Below are 20,759 nucleotides of genomic sequence, written 5' to 3'. Positions count from 1 at the left end.
ACCCGGCCCCCTCGGCCCGGGTGCTCGTTCTCAACTCCGGCTCGTCGTCGGTGAAGTACCAGCTCCTCGACATGAGCGACAGCACCCGGCTGGCCACCGGTCTGATCGAGCGCATCGGCGAACGCACCTCCCTGGTCCGGCACGTGCCGCTCGCCGCGGGCGGCGCCGCCCGGGAGCGGACCGGGCCGGTGCGCGACCACGAGGCCGCGCTGAAGGCGATGGCCGGGGAACTGGCCGAGGACGGGCTCGGCCTGGACTCCCCCGAACTGGCCGCGATCGGGCACCGGGTGGTGCACGGCGGGCTGCGCTTCACCGAGCCGACGCTCATCGATGACGCCGTGTGCGCCGAGATCGAGCGGCTCATACCGGTGGCCCCGCTGCACAACCCGGCCAACCTCACCGGCATCCGCACCGCCCGCACGCTGCGCCCCGACCTGCCGCAGGTGGCCGTCTTCGACACCGCCTTCCACACCACGATGCCGGAGTCGGCGGCCCGCTACGCGATCGACGTGAAGACCGCCGACGAGCACCGGGTGCGCCGCTACGGCTTCCACGGCACCTCGCACGCGTACGTGTCCCGGGAGACGGCGCACCTGCTGGGGAAGGCACCCGAAGAGGTGAACGTCATCGTGCTGCACCTGGGCAACGGGGCGTCCGCCTCGGCGGTGCGGGGCGGCAGGTGCGTCGACACCTCCATGGGGCTGACGCCCTTGGAGGGGCTGGTGATGGGTACGCGGTCCGGGGACATGGACCCGGCTGTCATCTTCCATCTGATGCGGGTCGGCGGAATGTCCGCGGACGAGATCGACACCCTCCTCAACAAGCGGAGCGGGCTGGTCGGTCTGTGCGGGGACAACGACATGCGGGAGATCCGGCGCCGGATCGACGAGGGCGACGAACAGGCGAAGCTGGCGTTCGACCTCTACATTCACCGGTTGAAGAAGTACATCGGTGCCTATTACGCCGTTCTCGGCCGGGTGGACGCGGTGGCCTTCACCGCCGGGGTCGGCGAGAACTCGGCCCCGGTGCGGGAGGCGGCCGTGGCGGGCCTGGAAGGGATGGGCCTGGCGGTCGACGGCGAGCGCAACGCAGAGCGCGGCGACGCGCCGCGGCTGATCTCGCCCGAGGGTGCGCGGGTCGCGGTCGCCGTGGTACCGACGGACGAGGAAATGGAGATCGCCACGCAGACCTACACGCTGGTCGGAAAGAACAATTGAGCGACGCCTTTCTCATTTGTATTTTCCGCCAGACGGAATATTCCGGAGCGAAACAAACCGATAGGATCGCCCCATGCGCCGTTCGAAAATCGTCTGTACCCTCGGCCCCGCGGTCGACTCCCACGAGCAGCTCGTCGCTCTGATCGAAGCCGGCATGAACGTGGCCCGCTTCAACTTCAGCCACGGCACCCACGCCGAGCACCAGGGCCGGTACGACCGGGTCCGTGCCGCCGCCAAGGAGACCGGCCGGGCCATCGGTGTGCTCGCCGACCTCCAGGGCCCCAAGATCCGTCTGGAGACCTTCGCCGAGGGCCCCGTGGAACTGGTGCGCGGTGACGAGTTCACCATCACCACGGAGGACGTCCCGGGCGACCGGACGATCTGCGGAACCACCTACAAGGGCCTGCCGGGCGACGTCAGCCGCGGCGACCAGGTGCTGATCAACGACGGCAACGTCGAGCTGAAGGTGCTGGACGTCGAGGGCCCCCGGGTGCGGACGACCGTCGTCGAGGGCGGCGTCATCTCCGACCACAAGGGCATCAACCTGCCCGGCGCCGCCGTGAACGTGCCCGCGCTGAGCGACAAGGACGTCGAGGACCTGCGGTTCGCGCTGCGGATGGGCTGCGACCTGGTCGCGCTGTCCTTCGTCCGGGACGCCAAGGACGTCGCCGACGTGCACCGCGTGATGGACGAGGAGGGCCGCCGGGTCCCCGTCATCGCCAAGGTGGAGAAGCCGCAGGCGGTGGAGAACATGGAGGACGTCGTGATGGCGTTCGACGGTGTCATGGTCGCCCGCGGCGACCTGGCCGTCGAGTACCCGCTCGAGAAGGTCCCCATGGTGCAGAAGCGCCTGATCGAGCTGTGCCGGCGCAACGCCAAGCCGGTGATCGTCGCGACCCAGATGATGGAGTCGATGATCACCAACTCCCGCCCGACCCGCGCCGAGGCCTCCGACGTGGCCAACGCGATCCTGGACGGCGCCGACGCTGTCATGCTGTCGGCCGAGTCGAGTGTCGGCGCCTACCCGGTCGAGACCGTGCGGACGATGTCGAAGATCGTCCAGGCGGCCGAGCAGGAGCTGCTCTCCAAGGGCCTGCAGCCGCTGGTGCCGGGCAAGAAGCCGCGCACCCAGGGCGGGTCGGTGGCCCGTGCGGCCTGCGAGATCGCTGACTTCCTCGGCGGCAAGGGCCTGGTGGCCTTCACCCAGTCCGGCGACACGGCCCGCCGCCTGTGCCGCTACCGGGTCGTCCAGCCGATCCTGGCGTTCACCACGGACGAGTCCACCCGCAACCAGCTGACGCTCAGCTGGGGCGTGGAGCCGCACGTCGTGCCGTTCGTGAACAGCACCGACGAGATGGTCGACCTGGTGGACCAGGAACTGGTGAAGCTGAACCGCTTCGGCGAGGGCGACGTCGTGATCATCACGGCGGGCTCGCCCCCCGGTGTCCCCGGCACCACCAACATGGTGCGCGTGCACCACCTGGGCGGCACGAACGCCTGACCCGGCCGTACGACGACGGCGAGGGCGCCCCCTGCGGACAGGGGGCGCCCTCGGCGCGTGTGCGGGGTCCGCGGCGGGTCCCGGTAAGAACCTAGTCCACGAACTGGTGCAGCCCGGGCACGTGCAGGGTCCCGCCGAACTGGCCGGCCTGCTGCACCGTCACGTCGGTGAAGTAGATCAGCGGGATGTTCAGCGGCGGCGGGTTCTCGGGGTCGAAGGTGATCGGTATCAGCCCCAGCAGCTTGCCGGAGATGCTCTCCGTGTACATCACCGTGTCGCCGTCGCGGATGGTCGACGTCGACCCCTTCGCCGCCTGCACGTGGTAGGTCTTGCCGGACTGCTTGTCCTTGACCGTCTGGTGGAGGTCACCGATGTCCGTGCCGTTGGACACGACGTACTTCAGGACCTTCTTGGTGGTGCCGTTGGCGGTCCGCACCTGGACGATCCCCTTGTAGTCGGCGCCCTTGAGCAGCAGCGAGCTGGCGTTCAGGAACCAGGGGTCGTCGGGCAGCGGGACCTTGTTGTCGACGCCGCCCTCGGCGTCGGTGGCGACCGGGCAGTCCTCGAGGTCGGTCGTGGACGTCTCGGACGCGCTGGGCGACGGAGTGGCGCTGGCCTCCGGCGTCGGGGTCTCCTCCGCCTCCGGCTCGGCCGCCTCCTCGGCAGCCTCCTCGGCAGCCTTGCCCGCGTCCTCGGCCGCCCCGGCGGCCTTCTCCGCCGCCTTCTCGGGGGCCGTCGGCTTCTCGGTGGCCTTCTCGGCCGTCTCCGCGGCGGCGGCCGGGTCGTCGGCCGCCTTGCCGTCGGCGGACGCCGACGGGGCCGGGCTCGCCTCGGCCGCCTTGTCCTTCGGGGTGAGGACGTCCTTGATGGCGTCCCCGATCTGCTCCAGGACGTTGCGGTCGGTCTCCGAGGGGGACGGCGCGGGTTCGGCCGGCTTCGCGGTGTCCTCGGCACTCCTGGACGGCGCGGGTGCGGGCTCGGCCTTGTCGTCGGAACCTGAATCCGGCGAAGAGGCCCGGCCCTTCTGCGCGTCCGTGGCGGCACCCTTGTCGTTCCCACCGGGAGCCGACGTGCCGGGCTCCGCGGAGTCCTTGTCGGGCGAGGCGGTCTCGCTCGCCGACGGGGACGGCGTGGGCGAGGCGGAGGAGTCGTCCTTCTCGTCCTTGTCCTTGTCGTCCTTGTCCTTGTCGTCCTTCTCGGCCTCCTCCAGGGCCGCCAGACAGTCCTTGAACTCGTCGGCGGTCAGGCTCCTGGACGTCGGCTGGTCGTCGGCCTGTGCGAGCGTCGGCGTGAAGCCCATCCCCATGAGGACGGCGGTCGGCATCGCCGCGATGGCTATCGCCTTGCCCGCCGGCATGTGGAACCGGGTGAACAGCGGCTTCTTGGGTGCCGCGTGCCGCGGCCCGGTTCTCGCACGGGACGTCTCCGCCTCAGTCCCGCGGGTCACCTCGTCAGCCGGCACTGTGCCTCCCGTTCGCCCCGTTCCCCGGGCTCGTTCCTGACAGATCATTCGGCTCGTCCACCGCGACGGGGCCCTCGACCGGCGGCAGCGCCGTGGTCTCGGACTCCGCGCCCTCCGGGGTACCGCCCGCGCTCCCGGTGTCCGCCGGCGGCTGCTCCGCGGGCGGGACACCCGGCGCCCAGGCCACGGCCATCGCTCCGCCGACGAGGGCGAGCAGGAAGCCGATCAGGAAGCCGCCGAAGTTGGACACGGGGATCGACACGAGCCCCAGGAGGATCGCCGCGACACCCGCGAAGACCCGGACGTGCTTCTGGAACCAGAGGCTGACGCCGAGAACGACGAGCAGGACGCCGATGATCAGGGACCCGGCGCCCGCCGTGGTCGCCATGGCCAGCGTCAGGTGCCCGATCTGGAGGTTCGCGTACGGGAAGTAGGCGATGGGGAGTCCGCCGAGCATGACGAACAGCCCGGCCCAGAACGGCCGCTCGCCCCGCCAGGCGCGGAACTGCAGCCTTCGGCGGGTGAACTGGCCGGTGGCGGCAGGAGTCTCGGCGCTCATGGAAAACAGCTCCCTGGTACGGCTTTGCTGTGGTGGTGATGTGCGCCGCGCGTGACGGCGCGGCGGGAAGGTGGACGGGCGGGGGCGCCACCGGCTCCCCCGCCCGTCAGAGAGTGCTTAGTAGCACTCCTTGACACCCGTCGAGAGCGACATCTTCAGGCCGCTGAGCTTGAAGGTTCCGGCGGTGGTCGCCCACGCCGTCTGCTTCACGTCCTTCAGGACGGCCTTCTCGGCCTGCTGGGCGAACCCGTAGGGGTTGGCCTGCTCGTTGCCGCCCTTCATGCCCGGACCCTTGCTGGCGTCCTTGGCGGCCACACCGATGTCGATGTTCGTGAACGTGGCATCGGCGTTCAGGTCGGCGACGTCGATGTACAGGTTCTCCGCCTCGACCGGCTGAGCACCGTCACCGGCACGCAGGATCAGGCTGACGTTCCCGAGCACCGGAATGTTCGGGGTGACGACCGACTGGCACAGGCTCTTGATGGTCGCGGACTTGAACGCCGAGACCGCGACGGGGTGAACCGTCTTCTTGCCGGTGAGGGTGTATCCCTCGTCAAGGGCGCCGTACTGCGAGAAGCCCGTGCCGACGAGCTCCTTCGTGGTGACCTTGAACGACTGACCGGACACGCTGAACGACGCGGCGAGAGCGCCCTGCGCGAGGGCGACACCTATCGCTGCCGTGGCGGCGACGCTGGGCACCATGACCACAGCGAACCGCTTCCATCTGGTCCCGCCACGCACCTGGGACTCCATATTTCCTCCTTCTCGGACGTACATCTCCTGTCCTGACGCGCCGCCAGTCGGCGGGCCGGCCGGACAGGGATGGGAGAAGTGCTACGTCCTCGGGAAGGAGAGCGCCCGCACTCGGCGGCGCACTTGGCGCCCGAATCACCGGCGATCACCCCCGAGCGACAACCACTGGTCGCGCCTGACACGCATCACGCACAACCTGCTGGACAGGCTTCGCCGAGGGCGAAGACCCCCCTGTCCAAGAGCCGGTGACGACGGCCGCCGGCCCTGCTCGGTGGGGACCCAGGATGTCCCGCGGCCCAACCGGATGTCGGGGTGCGGTCAAGGGACCGAGCGTCGCCGATCGTGGTGCATTCTCGCCGCCCGCACAAGGGGGTTCGTTACTCGCTAGTAACGGCCGGATAACCGTGGGACGACCCAGCGGCCTCGTCCGGCGACGCTGGGTGTCCTGAAGGGGGCGTACAAAACTATTGATCAATGGACAGAAACCGACAGACCAACGCCCGCGACTTACTCGCAGTAACAGCTGCCGCGATTGCCAAGTTTTGGCAAAGCACGGTCGCACGGACCTCCGTCGGCCAATCCTTCACTCGGGCACCACGGGCCCGGAACCGGGCATTTCAGCCACCCGGCCCGGGCTTGCCCGGACCGCTCAGAACAGAGCGCGCGCGAGTGCCCTGCGGGCGGCGACCACCCGCGGGTCGTCCGCGCCGACGACCTCGAACAGCTCCAGCAGACGCACCCGCGCCGCCTCACGCTCGTCGCCCGCCGTACGGCCCACCGTCTCGATCAGGCGGCCGAAGGCGTCCTCGACGTGGCCGCCCACGAGGTCCAGGTCGGCCGCGGTGATCTGCGCCTGCGCGTCCCCCGGCTTCTCGGCCGCCTCGGCGCGCACCCGCTGCGGGTCCAGCCCCTGCACGCGCTGGAGCAACTCGGCCTGCGCGAGACCCAGCTTGGCCTCGGGGTTGCCCGGGTCCTCGGCGAGCACGTTCTTGTACGCCTGGACGGCACCGCCCAGGTCACCGGAGTCCAGCGCCTGCACGGCGGCCTCCAGCAGGGCGTCGTACGGCCCCACGGGCACCTCCGACGCGGCCGCCGGGGCGGCACCGCCCGGCTCGGCCTCGGGGTCGACGGTGAGGCCGGTCAGGCCGAAGCGCTGCTCGGCGACCTGCACCAGCTGGTCCAGGGTCTGGCGGATCTGCGCCTCGCCGGCGGCCCCCTGGAAGAGCGGCAGGGCCTGGCCCGCCACCACCGCGAAGACCGCGGGGATGCCCTGGATGCCGAACTGCTGCATCAGCATCTGGTTGGCGTCGACGTCGATCTTGGCGAGGAGGAAACGGCCGTCGTACTCGACGGCGAGCCGCTCCAGGACGGGGCTGAGCTGCTTGCAGGGCTCGCACCACTCGGCCCAGAAGTCGATGACGACCGGGACCTCGGTGGACCGCTGCAGGACGTCGCGTTCGAACCCGGCCTCGTCGACGTCGATGACGAGATCGGCCGGGGAGACGGCACCCCCGCCGCCCTGCCGGGCCGCTTCGGCGCGCGCCTGCTCCGCCTTCGTCTTGGCCTCCTGGGCCGCCTTCACCGCGGCGAGGTCGACGACCCCGCTCATGGACATGTTCCGTGGCTGCATGCGTCTATCCTCCCCCGTACCACGCGTGCGTGTGAAAAACGCCGGGAAAGCCAGGCGTACGTGTGCTGTTGGGCACCGGGTCCCCACCCCGCGCCCGGTCGGGCCCGCGAGGGCCCCGGGTGGTCGTCGCTCGGGCGCGCCGGTCGGAGCGCGCTTTCGCTACGGGTCGTAGCGTAACGGTAGGAGGGCCGTCGGGAGTACCCCCGCGCGGTGATCTCTCTCACGGGGCGCACGGAACCGGCCGGTGGCTAAGGTCGTGCCATGCAGAGCCGCACCCCCGCCAGCCGCACCGGGCGTCCGCGCAGCGCCGACGCGGATGCCGCGATCCTGGCCGCCACGCGCGAGGCTCTGGTGGAGCTCGGCTGGTCCCGGCTCACCCTGGGGGACGTCGCGGCCCGCGCCGGGGTCGCCAAGACCACCCTCTACCGCCGCTGGGCGGGCAAGAACGAACTGGTCGTGGACGCGGTCGCGGAACTCTTCGACGAGCTGTGCCTGCCCGACCGCGGTTCGCTGGCCGCCGACATAGAGGGCGTGGTGCTCCAGTTCGCCGCGATCCTGGCCCGGCCGGAGGCCCGCAGCGGGCTCATGGCGGTGGTCGCCGAGGCGACCCGCGACGAGGCGCTGCGCGAGCGCATCCGCACCTCCATCGTGGAGCGGCAGAAGCGCCTGGTCCACACCGGGCGGACGCGCGCCCAGGCGCGGGGCGAGCTGCCGCCGGAGCCGGACGCGGCGCAGGCCGCACGCACGGTGGACCTGATCTTCGACATGGTGGCCGGTGCCGTGGTGCACCGGACGCTGGTGAGCGCCCAGCCCGCCGACGGGGAGTGGGTGCGCTCCTTCACCCGCGTCCTGCTGTCGGGCCTGGCCGCCGCCCCGGCCGCGTAGCCGCCCGCCCTTGTGGGCCGGTCCTGGAAGCCGGGGGGCTGCCGGCCCTGGAAGCCGGGAGGCTGCCGGTCCTGGAAGCCGGGGCTGCCGGTCCTAGAAGCCGGGGGGCTCGGTGTAGACGCCCCATTCGTCCCGCAGCACCCCGCAGATCTCGCCCAGGGTGGCCTCCGCCCGTACGGCGTCCAGCATCGGCTCGACCATGTTGGCGCCGGAGCGCGCCGCCGCCACCATCGCGTCCAGCGCCGAACGCACCGCCGCGTCGTCGCGCGCCGCCCTGCGCTCGCCGAGGAGGCGCACCTGCTCGCGCTCCACCTCGTGGCTGACCCGCAGGATCTCCAGGTCGCCGGTGACGGACCCGGTGTGCACGTTGACCCCGACGACCCGCTTCTCGCCCTTCTCCAGGGCCTGCTGGTAGCGGAACGCGGACTCGGCGATCTCGCCGGTGAACCAGCCGTCCTCGATGCCGCGCAGGATGCCCGAGGTGACCGGCCCGATCGGGTGCTGCCCGTCCGGGTGGGCCCGCAGGCCGCGCTCCTTGATCTGCTCGAAGATCCGCTCCGCGTCGGCCTCGATGCGGTCGGTGAGCTGCTCGACGTACCAGGAGCCCCCCAGCGGGTCGGCGACGTTGGCGACGCCGGTCTCCTCCATCAGCACCTGCTGGGTGCGCAGGGCGATCTCGGCGGCCTGCTCGCTGGGCAGGGCGAGGGTCTCGTCCAGGGCGTTGGTGTGCAGCGAGTTGGTGCCGCCCAGCACGGCGGCCAGCGCCTCCACGGCGGTGCGCACGACGTTGTTGTACGGCTGCTGGGCGGTGAGCGAGACACCGGCCGTCTGGGTGTGGAACCGCAGCCACTGCGCCTTCTCGCTCCGCGCGCCGTACACGTCCCGCATCCAGCGCGCCCAGATGCGCCGGGCGGCGCGGAACTTGGCGATCTCCTCGAAGAAGTCGACGTGCGCGTCGAAGAAGAACGACAGCCCCGGCGCGAAGACGTCGACGTCCAGCCCGCGGCTGAGCCCCAGCTCCACGTAGCCGAAGCCGTCCGCGAGCGTGTAGGCGAGCTCCTGCGCGGCCGTCGCACCGGCCTCGCGGATGTGGTAGCCGGAGACGGAGAGCGGCTTGTAGGCGGGGATGCCGGCCGCGCAGTGCTCCATCAGGTCGCCGATCAGCCGCAGATGCGGCTCCGGCTGGAACAGCCACTCCTTCTGCGCGATGTACTCCTTGAAGATGTCCGTCTGGAGCGTGCCGTTGAGCACCGCGGGGTCCACGCCCTGCCGTTCGGCGGCCACGAGGTACATGCAGAAGACGGGCACGGCGGGCCCGCTGATGGTCATGGACGTCGTCACGTCACCGAGCGGGATGTCCCGGAACAGCACCTCCATGTCGGCGGCGGAGTCGACCGCCACCCCGCAGTGCCCGACCTCGCCCAGGGAGCGCGGGTCGTCGGAGTCCCGCCCCATGAGGGTCGGCATGTCGAAGGCGACGGACAGCCCTCCCCCGCCGTTGCGGAGGATCGTCCGGTACCGCTCGTTGGTCTGCTCCGCGTTCCCGAACCCGGCGAACTGCCGGATCGTCCAGGTCCGCCCCCGGTACCCGGTCGGATACAGCCCCCGGGTGAACGGGTACTCCCCCGGCCACCCGATCCGCTCGAACCCCTCGTAGGTGTCGCCCGGCCGCGGCCCGTACACCGGCTCCACCGGATCCCCGGAGAGCGTGGTGAAGTCCGCCTCCCGCTTCCGCGCACTGTCGTACCGGGCCTGCCAGCGCCGGCGGCCCTCTTCGATGGCGTGAGCGTCCATACCATCGAAGTTACTTGGACGTCCTAGCAAAGGACAGCAGTGCACGCCAGGACGGGTGTACGGAGGCCGGCACCGCACCGGCTACCCTCGGGGCCATGAAGAAGAGCGTCCTGACCCGCTACCGGGTGATGGCTTACATCACCGCCGTCCTTCTGGTCCTGCTGACCGTGGGCGTGATCGGCAAGCGTCTGCTGGGCATGAGCGGCTTCGACGGCTTCGTCACCGTGGTCGGGATCGCTCACGGCTGGCTGTACGTGCTGTACCTGATCTTCGCCTTCGACCTCGGCAACAAGATGAAGATGCCGGTGGGGCGCCAGCTGTGGGTGCTGCTCGCCGGCACCGTCCCCACGGCGGCCTTCTTCGTCGAGCGGCGCGTGACCCGCGAGGCGGAGCCGCTGATCGCCAAGGACGCCGACGCCACTCCCGCGACGGCCTGACGTCCGCCTCGGCGGCACCGCGTCACTTGGTGATGTAGTGGCACTGCGTGGTCCGCAGGGTGCCGTTGATGTGGAGCTTCGCGCACGCCTTTCCGTACGAGGGCAGGGTCCGCGCCCCGGCCCGCCGCAGCGGGGCACCGTCGCACTCGGCGTGCGTGGCTCCGCGTGAGGTGCGGTACGTCCTGCCGTGGGTGTCGGCGTAGGCGAAGTCGATCCGCCAGTTGCAGAACCGGGAGAAGATCGCCGCGACACCGATGCAGTCGACGCCCGCGAGCTGGCTGTTGATCCGTTTCCCGGAGCCGGAGATCGCATGGGTCAGGAAGCAGCCGACGGGCACCGTCACCGTGGCTCCCCGCACCTGGTACGAGAACGTGCCGATCGCGCTGGACCCGGTTGCGCCGGCATGAGCCGCACCCGCCGTCCCCATGGTCGCCAGGGCGCAGAGCGCGAGCACGGTGACGGAGGGGGACAGGCGACGGACGGTACGGCGCACACGCATGCGGGGGCTCCCTGACGATCGGCGTGGAGGCCGGCCTTCCGCTCGAAGGCCGGTCGCCAGGATCCCAGCGCGGGACGAGTGCCCGAGCGTTTCTGCAGCCCGCGAGCGCCAGAACCCACCGTCAGGGAGTAGGCGGCGTCCCCGGTTGACGCGACCTCAGTCGCCCTCGAAGTCCCCCGCCGCCAGCCGCAGGGGCCGGAGGATGGCGAAGAGTTCGGTGCACTCCTCGGCGTCGTAGGCGCTGAGGCCGAAGTCCATGGCCATCAGGTCGCGGGTGGCGGACTCGACGACCTCGCGGCCCTTGTCGGTGATGGCCGCCAGGGTGCCGCGGCCGTCGTTGGGGTTGGGGCGCTTGGCCACCAGGCCCGAGCGGACCAGGCGGTCCACGGTGTTCGTGACGGACGTGGGGTGCACCATCAGCCGCTCGCCGATCTTGGACATCGGCAGCTCGCCCGACTTGGAGAAGGTGAGCAGCACCAGCGCCTCGTAGCGCGCGAAGGTGAGCCCGTAGGGCTTGACCACCGCGTCGACCTCGGCCAGCAGGATCTGGTGCGCGCGCATGATCGACGTGATCGCGGCCATGGACGGCACGTTTCCCCAGCGCTGCTTCCAGAGTTCGTCGGCGCGCGCGATGGGATCGAACGAGAGACTGAGCGGCTTCGGCACGGTCCAGACCCTACCGGCCGGTCATATGCTGGTCAGCTCCGTCTCGCCGTTCGGTCACCCCCGTCCTGACTTCTGATGCTTGAGCGATCGCTCAAAACCCGGTACCTTCCGTCGCACCGCATTTGAGCAGTCGCTCAAAAGGACCGGCCGACCTGGGGGCAGCATGGGGCTGTACGTCGAGACACGCGTGAGAGCCGGACTGGAGACGCTCTGGGAGCGGACGCAGGAACCGGACCGGCACCAGCGGTGGGACCTGCGGTTCACCGAGATCACCTACCTGCCGCGCGCCGACGGCGAGCCGCAGCGGTTCCGGTACGCCACGCGCGTGCTGCCGTTCCTCACCGTCTCCGGGACCGGCGTCGCGGCGGGCGAGCGGGAGCGCCCGGACGGCACCCGCACCTCCGCCCTGCGGTTCTCCTCCGCCCACCCGCTCTCGCTGCTCGCGGAGGGCAGCGGCTACTGGCGCTACGTCCCCGACGGCGACGGCGTGCGCTTCCTCACCGGCTACGACTACCGGCCCCGCTGGGGACGCTTCGGCGCCCTCGCCGACCGTCTGGTGCTGCGCCCCCTGATGGGCTGGGCGACGGCCTGGTCCTTCGACCGGCTGCGGCTCTGGCTGGAGGACGGCGTCGCACCGGAGCGCGCCCGCCTGAACTGGCTGGCGGAGCTGGCGCTGCGCGCCCTGGCCGTCCTGGCCGTCCTGGCCGCGGGCACCGTCCTCGCGCTGCAGCCGGCGCAACTCTCCCCCGCCCTGGCCTACCTCGTCCTGCTGCTGACCCTGACGGTCTGCGCGGCCCTCTTCGCCCCGCCCTCGCCCCGCACCCCGGCGGCCCGCCGCTGCCTGCGCACCCCGCCGGTCCGCTCCCGTGCACCGCGGGTCCTGCACACCCTGGAGCTGCCGCGATGACCTCGATCTTCCGCACCGCGATGGGTGCCTCCTTCGACCGGCTCCACCCGGAGCTGCGCCGCCGCTTCTCCGTCGGCCTGTCGAGCGGCGAGGCGTGCACCGGCCACGGCGTGATGGACCGGATCTGGCACGGGCGGGCCTTCGTCAAGCCGTTCCTGGCGCTCGGCGGGACCCGGAACATCCTGGTGCCCCGGGAAGGCCGGGACGTCCCCTTCACCATCGAGAACGTCCCCTACACCGACGGCTTCGGGCGGGAGACGGTGACCTTCGTGCGCACCTTCCGGCTGCCCGGCCGTCCCCGCCGCTTCGACGCCCAGATGGTGCTCGCCCCCGGCGGCGACCGGATCCTCGACTACCTCGGCACCCACCAGCACCTCGCCACCGAGCTGCGCCCCAGCGCCGAGCCGGACGGCTCGCTGCTGATCCGCTCCGGTGAGCACCGCTTCCGCGAGGGGCCGGTCGACGTGCGCGTCCCCGAACTGATCGGTGCGACGGCCGAGGTGCGGGAGTCCTTCGACGAGCGCGCCGGCCGCTTCCGGATCCGCGTGGACGTCACCCACCGCTGGTTCGGGCCCCTGTTCGGCTACGAGGGCTCGTTCACCGCCGCGTACACCGACGTCTGCGCCTGCGGGGTGCGGCCCGGTCTGCGCCCGGTCCGGGAGGAGCGGCGCGCATGAGTGCGGCCCGGGACACCAAGGCGAAGCTGCTGGACGGCGCCCTGCGCACGCTGGCCGATCAGGGCATCACGAAGGTGTCGGCCCGTACCGTCGCGGCGGCGGCGGGAGTCAACCAGGCGCTGGTCTTCTACCACTTCGGGTCGGTGGACGAGCTGCTGTCCGCGGCCTGCCGGCACGCCACCGAGCAGCGGATCGCCCGCTACGGCCCCCGGCTCGCGGGCATCGGCTCCCTCTCGGAGCTGCTGGCCTTCGGGCGCGCGATGCACGAGGAGGAGCGGGCGGCCGGTCATGTGGCCGTACTCGGGCAGCTGCTCGCCGGGGCGCAGACGCAGGACACGCTCGCCGCGGCGACCGCGGCGGGCCTGGACCTGTGGATCGCGGAGATCGAGAGGGTCCTGGCGCGGGTGCTCCCGGCCACCCCGTTCGGCGAGTTCACCGACGTGCGCGGGCTCGCGCGGGCGGTGGCGGCGTCCTTCGTGGGCATCGAGCTGTACGACGGGGTCGATCCGGCCGGGGCGGGGGCGGCGCTGGACGCCCTGGAGCAGCTGGGCGCGCTCGTCGCCGCGCTCGAGGACCTCGGCCCGGTCGCCCAGCGGGCGGTGCGGCACCACCTGCGGAGGGCGGGACGCCGCTGAGCGTCCCGGGGGCGGGACGAGGGGGCTCCTCGGCCCCCGGCCGCGGTCGGCGGCCGACCACGACCGGGCCATGTCAGGCCGGGCAGGGCCGGGCCCGCTCCGCCTGGATCGGCACCGGGCCGGGCCCCCGCTCCCGCCGGGAGCGGTGCCGGGCCGGGCCCGCTCGGCCGGCACCGGCACCGGGCCGGGTCGAGCCGGGCGGTCTCCGCCGGGGTCAGGCCGGACCGTCTCCGCCTGGATCGGCACCAGGCCGGGCCCCCGCTCCCGCCGGGAGCGGTGCCGGGCCGGGCCCGCTCGGCCGGCACCGGCGCCGGCGCCGGGCCGGGTCGAGCCCGGCGGCCTCCGCCGGGGTCAGGCCGGACCGTCTCCGCCGGGGGCGGCCAGGTGCCGTTCCACGGTCTCGACCTTCGACGTCAGTCCGTCGCTCACCCCGGGCCGGATGTCCGCCTTGAGGACCAGGGAGACGCGGGGCGCCCGCGCCTCGACGGCGGCCACGGCCCGCCGGACCACGTCCATGACCTCGTCCCACTCGCCCTCGACGGAGGTGAACATGGCGTCGGTGCGGTTCGGCAGCCCGGACTCGCGGACCACCCGCACGGCGTCGGCGACGTACTCCCCCACGTCCTCGCCGACCCCGAGCGGTGTCACGGAGAACGCGACGATCACGCGCTCACCACTCCCTCGTTGCGGGCGCGGGAGGCGATCACCGCGTCCTCGGCCTCCCGCTTGAGGCGCCGCTCGGCGACGAAGCCGCCGGCGGGCAGGACCGACATCAGCAGGTAGAAGGCGGCGGTCTTGAGCGACCACTTGGCACGGTTCCAGGCGTCGGCCCAGAAGACCAGGTAGAGCACCACGAGGATGCCGTGGATCGCGCCCATCACCGGGACGGCGTTGAAGTCCGTGGTCCGCTTCAGGACGGAGCAGACGAGCAGGACGAGGAAGGAGATCGCCTCGGGGCCCGAGACCAGGCGGAGTCGGCGGAGGGCGGCGGCGGTCTTGAGGTCCACGGGTCACCTTCGATGGGAGAGACGTCGGCGTCGACGGTCTGACGGTTTGTGAACGCACGCACAAGCGTCCCACCATTCTGGCAAACGCCCTCCGCGATCACCGGAGGGGGTCCGCCCGCCGGTCCACACACCTGTCCGGACGGGCACATATCCGGCTACGGTCACCCACGTGGCGATGTTCCGACTTCAGAGCAGCAAGGTGCTCGCCGTCGACATGACCGGGGATGCCGTGAAGGCGAAGAACGGCTCGATGGTCGCGTACGACGGTGACATGACGTTCAAGAAGCTCAGCGGGGGCGGCGAGGGCATCCGGGGGATGGTGACCCGGAGGCTGACCGGTGAGCAGATGACGGTGATGGAGGTGAAGGGCAACGGGACCTGCTGGTTCGCCGACCGGGCCACCGAGATCAACCTCGTCGGACTGCAGGGCGACACGCTCTACGTCGAGTCCAGCAACCTGCTGGCGGCCGACGGCGCGCTGCGCACCGGGACCACCTTCACCGGGCTGCGCGGCGCCTCGCAGGGCAACGGGCTGTTCACCACCACCGTCGAGGGGCACGGCCAGGTGGCGATCATGTCGGACGGGCCGGCGGTGGTGCTGCGGGTCGGTCCGCAGTACCCCCTCACCGTCGACCCGGGCGCCTACGTGGCCCACCGGGGGAACCTGCGGCAGTCGCTGCAGTCCGGTGTGACGTTCCGCACGATGCTCGGCGAGGGCGGCGGCGAGGCGTTCCAGATCCGCTTCGAGGGCGACGGGCTGGTCTACGTGCAGCCGAGTGAGCGGAACACGATCGCGGGGGACATGTGACATGGGGTTCGAGGAGATCAACTCGAAGATGATCCGGGCGGTCGTGACACCGGGCCGGCGCCTGTTCAGCCAGCGCGGCGCGATGCTCGCCTACCAGGGGGACGTCAGCTTCACCCCGAATCTGACCGGCGGGCAGGGCGGGCTGCGGTCGATGATCGGGCGGCGGGTCGCGGGCGAGGCCACGCCCCTGATGACGGTGGAGGGCAGCGGCACCGTGCTGTTCGGGCACGGCGGCCACCACATCCAGGTGATCAACCTCTCCGGCGACACCCTGTACGTGGAGGCGGACCGTCTGCTGGCCTTCGAGGGCACGCTGGAGCAGGGCACCGTCTTCCTCGGCTCGCAGGGCGGCGTGATGGGGATGGTCCGGGGCCAGGTCTCCGGGCAGGGGCTGTTCACCACCACCCTGCGCGGACACGGCGCCGTCGCCGTGATGGCCCACGGCGGGGTGATCGAGCTGCCGATCACCCCGCAGCGGGCGGTGCACGTCGACCCGCAGGCGTACGTGGCCCACCACGGCGACGTCCGCAACCGGCTGTCGACCGCGCTCGGCTGGCGGGACATGGTGGGCCGCGGCTCGGGCGAGGCGTTCCAGCTGGAACTGAGCGGCAGCGGCGCGGTCTACGTCCAGGCCTCGGAGGAGAAGCTGTGAGCATCTATCAGGGCGGCCCCGGCGGCCCCGCCGTCTTCGACCCGACGACCCTGCCGTCCGACGACAACGTCGATCACTACACCTTCTGCGTGGAGCTCAAGGGGAGCCAGTGGTTCCTGCAGAAGGGGAAGATGATCGCCTATTACGGCTCGATCGAGTTCAACGGCATCGGGCACGGCCGGCTCGACCGACTTGTCCGCACCTCGTTCCATTCGCCACTGCACGCGAGCGACTGGGTCGTGGCGGAGGGCGCGGGCAAGATGCTGCTCGCCGACCGGGCCTTCGACGTGAATTCGTACGACCTCGAGGACGGCAACCTGACCATTCGCTCCGGCAACTTGCTCGCTTTTCAGCCAAGTCTGTCGTTGAAGCAGTCGATCGTGCCGGGTTTCCTGACCCTGATCGGAACCGGAAAGTTCGTGGCCGCGTCCAACGGTCCGGTGGTGTTCATGGAACCCCCGGTCCGGGTGGACCCGCAGGCGCTGGTCGGATGGGCCGACTGCCCCTCTCCGTGCCACCACTACGACCACGGCTACCTGACCGGCGTCATGGGCGGTCTACGTGCGATGACGGGCCTCGGCGGGGCCTCCGGCGAGGAGCACCAGTTCGAGTTCGTGGGGGCCGGGACGGTGCTGCTCCAGTCGTCCGAGACACTGATGACCGAGCAGGCCACGGGGGCGCCTCCGGCGCAGCCGGGAGTGCCCGGAGGCAGCAGTTCCGGCGGACCCGGGCAGCCGCCGGGGGGACCGCGCCTTCCCGGACAGCTGGGAGACCTCCAGCGTCGCTTCGGGCTGTGAGCGGTAGTCTGCGGAGTGTGACATCGAACGCGTGCACGCAGTCACACGGAATGCCTTACTAGTTCGCCTTTCAACTTCTTAGGTAGACTGCATACATGGAGACCGAGACGGCCACGCGCTGGCTGAGCGATGCGGAGCAGTGTGCCTGGCGCACTCACCTGGAGGTCAACAAGCTGTTGACCTACCAGCTGGAGAAGGATCTGCAGCCGTTCGGCCTGACGATGAACGACTACGAAATCCTGGTGAACCTCTCCGAGTCGGAGGACCGCCGGATGCGGATGAGCGATCTCGCCTCCGCCACCCTGCAGTCCAAGAGCCGGCTCTCGCACCAGATCACCCGCATGGAGAACGCGGCCCTGGTCCGCCGCGAGAACTGCGAGTCGGACCGCCGGGGGCTCTACGCGGTGCTGACCGAGCACGGCATGGAGACCATGCAGAAGGTCGCGCCCCACCATGTGGCGTCCGTGCGGCGGCACTTCATCGACCTGCTGGCCCCCGAATCCCTGACCGACCTCGACAAGGCCCTGAAGCCCATCGCGGAGCACCTCCGCGGGCAGCGGGGACGGCCCTGACCCGGGCCCCCCGCGGCCGCCGGGCGGCGCACTGACGCGCGGCCCGGCTACGCATCTCCGGCGAGTCGCCCGGCTACGCATCTGCGGCGAGCGGCAGGCGGAGCTCGAACAGGGCTCCGCCCGCCGGTGCCTCGCCGACCGTGAGCGTCCCGCCGTGACGTGCGGCGACGTCCCGAGCGATGGCGAGGCCCAGACCGGCGCCCCCGTCGTCGCGGCTGCGGGCTGCGTCCAGGCGGACGAACCGCTCGAAGATCCGCTCCCGGTCGCCCTCGGGCACGCCCTCCCCGTCGTCGGCGACCCCCAGCACCGCCCAGGCACCGTCCCGCCGCACGGTCACCGTGACCGTCTCGCGGGCGTGCCGCCGGCCGTTGTCCAGCAGGTTGGTGAGCACCCGGGCGAGCTGTCCCCGCGACCCGGTCACCTCCGCCGGCTCCGTCTCCGACACCACGACACCGGTTCGTGCTCCCGCCTCCTCGCGGGCCAGGGCGGCCAGGTCGACCCGGTTGTCCGAGGGCCGCTCCCCCGCGTCCAGCCGAGCAAGCAGCAGCAGGTCGGCTGCCAGGTGCTGAAGCCGTACGGTGTCCTCCACCGCGCCGTCCAGGTCGAGCAGGCCGGGGTGGGCCGCGGCCACCTCCAGCTGCGTGCGCAGGGAGGCGATGGGACTGCGCAGCTCGTGCGAGGCGTCCGCGACGAAGCGGCGCTGCCGCTCCACCGCCGCCTCCAGCGCGGAGAGCGTCTCGTTGGTGGTGCGGGCGAGCCGCGCGATCTCGTCGTGCGTGTCCGGCTCCGGCACCCGGCGGGTCAGGTCCTCGGACGCGGTGATCGCGGCCATCTCCCGGCGGATCCCGGCGACCGGGCGCAGCGCCCGCCCGGTGACCAGCCAGGTCACCCCGGCGACCAGGCCGGACAGCAGGGGGACGCCGATCAGCAACGCGGTGCGCGCGGTCCGCACGGCGCTGTGCTCGGCGGCCAGCGGCCCGCCGGCGTGGACGGTGAGGCGCTCCCCCCGCGGGGTCTCCACGTCGACGGCCGCGTACCGGTAGTCCTCGGTGTCCCCGTCGATGGTCGCGGCGCCGTTGGTGAAGGTGACCTCCTGGCCGATCTCGCCCGGCTCCAGGGACTCCCCGGGGTTCCGCCCGCCGTCCGGGTCGTCATCGTCGTCGTCATCGTCGTCGTCGGAGTCGTCGTCGCGCTGCGGGTCGGCGGGCCGCGGGCGTACGTCGGAGGTGGTCGTGCCGCTGATGCGCTCCAGGTCCTGGGTCGCGGCCACCAGCCGTCCGTCCTCGTCCACGATCTGCACCGGGCGGTCGTCGCCGTCCAGCCCGGACAGGGCGTCGTAGGACGTGCCGGCGGCCAGCTCGGCGGCCACCGCGCGCGCGGAGCGCTCCGCCTGGGTGCCCGCCTCACCGATCAGGTTGGACCGCAGCGACAGCACCAGGGCGGCCCCGGCGGCGGCAAGGGCGACCGCCACCACCAGGGTCGCGCCGAGGGTGGCCCGAGCCCGGACGGAACCGAAGACTCCGCTCACGGCGCGGTCTCCAGCCGGTAGCCGGCCCCGCGGACGGTCCTGATCAGCCCGGGGCGCAGTTTGCGGCGCAGGGCGCTGACGTAGACCTCGACGATGTTCGGGTCGCCCTCGTAGGCGAAGTCCCAGACGTGCTCCAGGATGTCCGCCTTCGACACCACCTCACCGGCCCGCAGCACCAACTGCTCCAGCACGGAGAACTCCTTGGCGGTGAGCGTCACCTCGTCCTCGTCCAGGAAGACCCGGCGGGCGGCGGTGTCCACCTTCAGGTCCCCGTGGACATGCACCGGGGAGGCCCCGGCACTCTGCCCGCGGCGGCGCAGCAGCGCCTTGACCCGGGCGACGAGGACGACGTACGAGAACGGCTTGGTGAGGTAGTCGTCGGCGCCCGTGTCCAGCCCCTCGGCCTCGTCGTACTCGCCGTCCTTGGCGGTGAGCATGAGGATCGGCACCTCGTGTCCGGCGGCGCGCAGGGCGGCGCAGACCCGGTAGCCGTTCAGGCCGGGCAGCATGATGTCGAGGATCAGCAGGTCGTAGCCGCCCTCGGAGGCCCGGTGCAGGCCCTCGGTGCCGTCGTGGACGACGTCCACGGAGTAGCCCTCGGCCGTCAGACCGCCGGCGAGGGACAGGGCGAGGCGTTTCTCGTCCTCCACGATCAGCAGTCGGGCGGGAGGGCGCGCAGCGCCTCCTGCAGGGTGGTGGTGGGTGACGGGTGAGAGGGAGGGGCGGCGCGCAGCGCCTCCGGCAGGGTGGTGGTGGGTGACGGGTGGGCGCATGCCTACGAGGGTCGCAGAGCGAACCTGAAGAGTTCTTCAGGGGGCTTCAGCTTCCTCTCAGCCTCGGTGGGCGACATTGAGGTCGTCGAACAGCGCGAACCAAGCGACTCGACGCGAAGCACACCGACTCGGGAGGAATCATCATGAAGCGCAACATCGTGATCGCTGTCGTCACGGCCACGGCCCTGGTCGGGGGAGCCACCGCGACGGCCCTGGCGGTCTCGGGGGACGATGCGCCGACGACGAGGCAGGCGGACACCCGGTTCGACGACCGCACGGACGACCGCGACGACGACGGGCGGGACGACGACCGCGACGACGACCGGGACGACGACCGGGACGACCGCGACGGCGCGCGGGCGGCCTCCGCGAAGGTGACCGCGGCCGACGCCATCGCCGCCGCGCTGGAGCACCGCCCGGGCACCGCGGTCTCCGCCGAGCTGGACGACCGGGACGACGACCGCCGGGCCGTCTGGGAGGTCGACGTGCTCGCCGGCGGCGACAACTGGTACAGCGTGCGGATCGACCCGGCCACCGGCAAGGTCCTCGGCTCGCAGAAGGACGACGAGGACGACGCCGGCGAGGTGCGGGCCGCGCTGCAGGGCGCGTCCGTCTCCGCCCAGGACGCCGCGCGGGCCGCCGCCGCCAAGGGCACCGTGACGTCGGTGGAGCTGGAGGACGACGACGAGCGGGGCTGGGAGGTCGAGACCACGAACGCCCGCGGCGCCGGGAAGGACTGGCACGTGGACCTGAAGAGCGGAAAGGTCACCGCGGACCGGGACGACGACGCCGACGACTCCGACGACTCCGACGACGACTGAACCGGGCCGGACACGCTCTCCCCACGGATCATGTGAGCAGCTGTGAGGGGCGGGGGGGGGGGACCCCCCCCCCCCCCCCCCCCGGGGGGGCCCCCCCCCCCCCCCCCCGGGGGGGGGGGCGCCCCCCCCGGGGGCGCCGCGCGGGTGCGGGGCCGCGCGCCCGCGCCGCCCCGCCCCCC

The 20,759-nt window shown here is 71.8% G+C and carries 23 protein-coding genes; 12 read left to right on the top strand and 11 right to left on the bottom strand.

All coding sequences use genetic code 11. From position 1 onward, the window contains the following. Positions 1-20: 20 nt before the first annotated feature. Complete coding sequence (locus tag ACIRPP_RS14735; protein WP_403642186.1) at positions 21-1,217, top strand: acetate kinase; 1,197 nt, start codon at positions 21-23, stop codon at positions 1,215-1,217. A gap of 73 nt (positions 1,218-1,290) precedes the next feature. Continuing rightward, complete coding sequence (pyk, locus tag ACIRPP_RS14730; RefSeq protein ID WP_403641938.1) at positions 1,291-2,718, top strand: pyruvate kinase; 1,428 nt, start codon at positions 1,291-1,293, stop codon at positions 2,716-2,718. 91 nt (positions 2,719-2,809) lie between these two features. Here pyk and ACIRPP_RS14725 read toward each other — a convergent pair whose 3' ends face one another. From ACIRPP_RS14725 to ACIRPP_RS14710, 4 genes are all read right to left on the bottom strand, one after another. Then, entirely contained in the window at positions 2,810-4,180 is a 1,371-nt protein-coding gene (locus tag ACIRPP_RS14725) for a hypothetical protein (RefSeq protein WP_403641935.1), read from the bottom strand. Then, a complete protein-coding gene (locus ACIRPP_RS14720) occupies positions 4,170-4,739 on the bottom strand; it encodes a DUF6114 domain-containing protein (protein WP_403641932.1) in 570 nt (189 codons plus the stop codon). The genes ACIRPP_RS14725 and ACIRPP_RS14720 overlap by 11 nt, the downstream gene beginning before the upstream one ends. 117 nt (positions 4,740-4,856) lie before the next feature. Further along, on the bottom strand, positions 4,857-5,492 hold the full coding sequence (locus ACIRPP_RS14715; RefSeq protein ID WP_403641930.1) for a DUF6230 family protein: 636 nt from the start codon (positions 5,490-5,492) through the stop codon (positions 4,857-4,859). 649 nt (positions 5,493-6,141) lie between these two features. After that, a complete protein-coding gene (locus tag ACIRPP_RS14710) occupies positions 6,142-7,122 on the bottom strand; it encodes a tetratricopeptide repeat protein (protein ID WP_403641927.1) in 981 nt (326 codons plus the stop codon). A 261-nt stretch (positions 7,123-7,383) separates the two neighbouring features. Between ACIRPP_RS14710 and ACIRPP_RS14705 the strand changes: the two genes are divergently transcribed. Next, positions 7,384-8,007, top strand: coding sequence for a TetR/AcrR family transcriptional regulator (locus tag ACIRPP_RS14705; protein ID WP_403641925.1), 624 nt, complete (start codon positions 7,384-7,386; stop codon positions 8,005-8,007). A 93-nt stretch (positions 8,008-8,100) separates the two neighbouring features. On the opposite strand, the gene ACIRPP_RS14700 is transcribed toward ACIRPP_RS14705, so the two are convergent. Beyond that, a complete protein-coding gene (locus tag ACIRPP_RS14700; protein ID WP_403641922.1) occupies positions 8,101-9,801 on the bottom strand; it encodes a methylmalonyl-CoA mutase in 1,701 nt (566 codons plus the stop codon). Positions 9,802-9,896: 95 nt separating this feature from the next. Between ACIRPP_RS14700 and ACIRPP_RS14695 the strand changes: the two genes are divergently transcribed. Beyond that, positions 9,897-10,238 (top strand): DUF3817 domain-containing protein, encoded by a 342-nt coding sequence (locus tag ACIRPP_RS14695; RefSeq protein WP_164335368.1) that lies wholly within the window; start codon positions 9,897-9,899, stop codon positions 10,236-10,238. Positions 10,239-10,260: 22 nt separating this feature from the next. On the opposite strand, the gene ACIRPP_RS14690 is transcribed toward ACIRPP_RS14695, so the two are convergent. Next, positions 10,261-10,737: a hypothetical protein gene (locus tag ACIRPP_RS14690; protein ID WP_403641919.1), complete on the bottom strand. Its 477-nt coding sequence runs from the start codon at positions 10,735-10,737 to the stop codon at positions 10,261-10,263. Between the two features lie 156 nt (positions 10,738-10,893). Continuing rightward, the gene (locus ACIRPP_RS14685) at positions 10,894-11,403 is read right to left on the bottom strand and encodes a MarR family winged helix-turn-helix transcriptional regulator (protein WP_403641917.1); all 510 of its coding nucleotides are present in this window, start codon (positions 11,401-11,403) and stop codon (positions 10,894-10,896) included. 163 nt (positions 11,404-11,566) lie between these two features. On the opposite strand from ACIRPP_RS14685, the gene ACIRPP_RS14680 reads away from it, so the two are divergent. The 3 genes from ACIRPP_RS14680 to ACIRPP_RS14670 are packed head-to-tail and all read left to right on the top strand — an operon-like array spanning position 11,567 to position 13,622. After that, complete coding sequence (locus ACIRPP_RS14680; RefSeq protein ID WP_403641914.1) at positions 11,567-12,310, top strand: hypothetical protein; 744 nt, start codon at positions 11,567-11,569, stop codon at positions 12,308-12,310. Further along, the gene (locus ACIRPP_RS14675; RefSeq protein WP_403641911.1) at positions 12,307-12,987 is read left to right on the top strand and encodes a DUF4166 domain-containing protein; all 681 of its coding nucleotides are present in this window, start codon (positions 12,307-12,309) and stop codon (positions 12,985-12,987) included. The genes ACIRPP_RS14680 and ACIRPP_RS14675 overlap by 4 nt, the downstream gene beginning before the upstream one ends. After that, positions 12,984-13,622: a TetR/AcrR family transcriptional regulator gene (locus ACIRPP_RS14670; RefSeq protein WP_403641908.1), complete on the top strand. Its 639-nt coding sequence runs from the start codon at positions 12,984-12,986 to the stop codon at positions 13,620-13,622. The genes ACIRPP_RS14675 and ACIRPP_RS14670 overlap by 4 nt, the downstream gene beginning before the upstream one ends. Positions 13,623-13,973: 351 nt before the next feature. Here ACIRPP_RS14670 and ACIRPP_RS14665 read toward each other — a convergent pair whose 3' ends face one another. Together ACIRPP_RS14665 and ACIRPP_RS14660 are read right to left on the bottom strand one after the other, a co-directional pair. Continuing rightward, a complete protein-coding gene (locus ACIRPP_RS14665; protein ID WP_403641906.1) occupies positions 13,974-14,288 on the bottom strand; it encodes an MTH1187 family thiamine-binding protein in 315 nt (104 codons plus the stop codon). Beyond that, positions 14,285-14,629 (bottom strand): DUF3817 domain-containing protein, encoded by a 345-nt coding sequence (locus ACIRPP_RS14660; RefSeq protein ID WP_403641904.1) that lies wholly within the window; start codon positions 14,627-14,629, stop codon positions 14,285-14,287. The genes ACIRPP_RS14665 and ACIRPP_RS14660 overlap by 4 nt, the downstream gene beginning before the upstream one ends. Positions 14,630-14,804: 175 nt before the next feature. On the opposite strand from ACIRPP_RS14660, the gene ACIRPP_RS14655 reads away from it, so the two are divergent. The 4 genes from ACIRPP_RS14655 to ACIRPP_RS14640 all read left to right on the top strand — a co-directional run bounded on the left by ACIRPP_RS14655 (position 14,805) and on the right by ACIRPP_RS14640 (position 17,458). After that, positions 14,805-15,437, top strand: a complete 633-nt coding sequence (locus ACIRPP_RS14655; protein WP_164335167.1) for an AIM24 family protein — start codon at positions 14,805-14,807, stop codon at positions 15,435-15,437. Between the two features lies 1 nt (position 15,438). Then, entirely contained in the window at positions 15,439-16,089 is a 651-nt protein-coding gene (locus ACIRPP_RS14650) for an AIM24 family protein (protein WP_192230359.1), read from the top strand. Further along, a complete protein-coding gene (locus tag ACIRPP_RS14645) occupies positions 16,086-16,886 on the top strand; it encodes an AIM24 family protein (RefSeq protein WP_403641901.1) in 801 nt (266 codons plus the stop codon). Before ACIRPP_RS14650 ends, ACIRPP_RS14645 begins: the two co-directional genes overlap by 4 nt. 95 nt (positions 16,887-16,981) lie before the next feature. Then, positions 16,982-17,458 carry a MarR family winged helix-turn-helix transcriptional regulator gene (locus ACIRPP_RS14640; protein ID WP_403641897.1) on the top strand — a complete coding sequence of 159 codons (477 nt, stop codon included), beginning with the start codon at positions 16,982-16,984 and terminating at the stop codon, positions 17,456-17,458. A gap of 73 nt (positions 17,459-17,531) precedes the next feature. On the opposite strand, the gene ACIRPP_RS14635 is transcribed toward ACIRPP_RS14640, so the two are convergent. Both ACIRPP_RS14635 and ACIRPP_RS14630 read right to left on the bottom strand, forming a co-directional pair. Then, on the bottom strand, positions 17,532-18,986 hold the full coding sequence (locus ACIRPP_RS14635; RefSeq protein WP_403641894.1) for a sensor histidine kinase: 1,455 nt from the start codon (positions 18,984-18,986) through the stop codon (positions 17,532-17,534). After that, positions 18,983-19,636 (bottom strand): response regulator transcription factor, encoded by a 654-nt coding sequence (locus ACIRPP_RS14630; protein WP_403641891.1) that lies wholly within the window; start codon positions 19,634-19,636, stop codon positions 18,983-18,985. The genes ACIRPP_RS14635 and ACIRPP_RS14630 overlap by 4 nt, the downstream gene beginning before the upstream one ends. A gap of 266 nt (positions 19,637-19,902) precedes the next feature. Here ACIRPP_RS14630 and ACIRPP_RS14625 point away from each other — a divergent pair, with 266 nt between their 5' ends. Then, on the top strand, positions 19,903-20,580 hold the full coding sequence (locus ACIRPP_RS14625) for a PepSY domain-containing protein (RefSeq protein ID WP_403641888.1): 678 nt from the start codon (positions 19,903-19,905) through the stop codon (positions 20,578-20,580). The last annotated feature ends 179 nt before the right edge of the window (positions 20,581-20,759 follow it).

Source organism: Streptomyces sp. NPDC101219, from assembly GCF_044767675.1.
Classification (GTDB): domain Bacteria; phylum Actinomycetota; class Actinomycetes; order Streptomycetales; family Streptomycetaceae; genus Streptomyces.
This window is presented reverse-complemented; position numbering and strand designations above follow the sequence as displayed.

Bases quoted from the DNA above. Each gene is read 5' to 3' on its own strand.
- pyk (WP_403641938.1), top strand. From the start codon at position 1,291: ATGCGCCGTTCGAAAATCGTCTGTACCCTCGGCCCCGCGGTCGACTCC.
- ACIRPP_RS14720 (WP_403641932.1), bottom strand. From the start codon at position 4,739: ATGAGCGCCGAGACTCCTGCCGCCACCGGCCAGTTCACCCGCCGAAGG.
- ACIRPP_RS14715 (WP_403641930.1), bottom strand. From the start codon at position 5,492: ATGGAGTCCCAGGTGCGTGGCGGGACCAGATGGAAGCGGTTCGCTGTG.
- ACIRPP_RS14710 (WP_403641927.1), bottom strand. From the start codon at position 7,122: ATGCAGCCACGGAACATGTCCATGAGCGGGGTCGTCGACCTCGCCGCG.
- ACIRPP_RS14705 (WP_403641925.1), top strand. From the start codon at position 7,384: ATGCAGAGCCGCACCCCCGCCAGCCGCACCGGGCGTCCGCGCAGCGCC.
- ACIRPP_RS14700 (WP_403641922.1), bottom strand. From the start codon at position 9,801: ATGGACGCTCACGCCATCGAAGAGGGCCGCCGGCGCTGGCAGGCCCGG.
- ACIRPP_RS14695 (WP_164335368.1), top strand. From the start codon at position 9,897: ATGAAGAAGAGCGTCCTGACCCGCTACCGGGTGATGGCTTACATCACC.
- ACIRPP_RS14690 (WP_403641919.1), bottom strand. From the start codon at position 10,737: ATGCGTGTGCGCCGTACCGTCCGTCGCCTGTCCCCCTCCGTCACCGTG.
- ACIRPP_RS14680 (WP_403641914.1), top strand. From the start codon at position 11,567: ATGGGGCTGTACGTCGAGACACGCGTGAGAGCCGGACTGGAGACGCTC.
- ACIRPP_RS14675 (WP_403641911.1), top strand. From the start codon at position 12,307: ATGACCTCGATCTTCCGCACCGCGATGGGTGCCTCCTTCGACCGGCTC.
- ACIRPP_RS14670 (WP_403641908.1), top strand. From the start codon at position 12,984: ATGAGTGCGGCCCGGGACACCAAGGCGAAGCTGCTGGACGGCGCCCTG.
- ACIRPP_RS14655 (WP_164335167.1), top strand. From the start codon at position 14,805: ATGTTCCGACTTCAGAGCAGCAAGGTGCTCGCCGTCGACATGACCGGG.
- ACIRPP_RS14650 (WP_192230359.1), top strand. From the start codon at position 15,439: ATGGGGTTCGAGGAGATCAACTCGAAGATGATCCGGGCGGTCGTGACA.
- ACIRPP_RS14640 (WP_403641897.1), top strand. From the start codon at position 16,982: ATGGAGACCGAGACGGCCACGCGCTGGCTGAGCGATGCGGAGCAGTGT.
- ACIRPP_RS14625 (WP_403641888.1), top strand. From the start codon at position 19,903: ATGAAGCGCAACATCGTGATCGCTGTCGTCACGGCCACGGCCCTGGTC.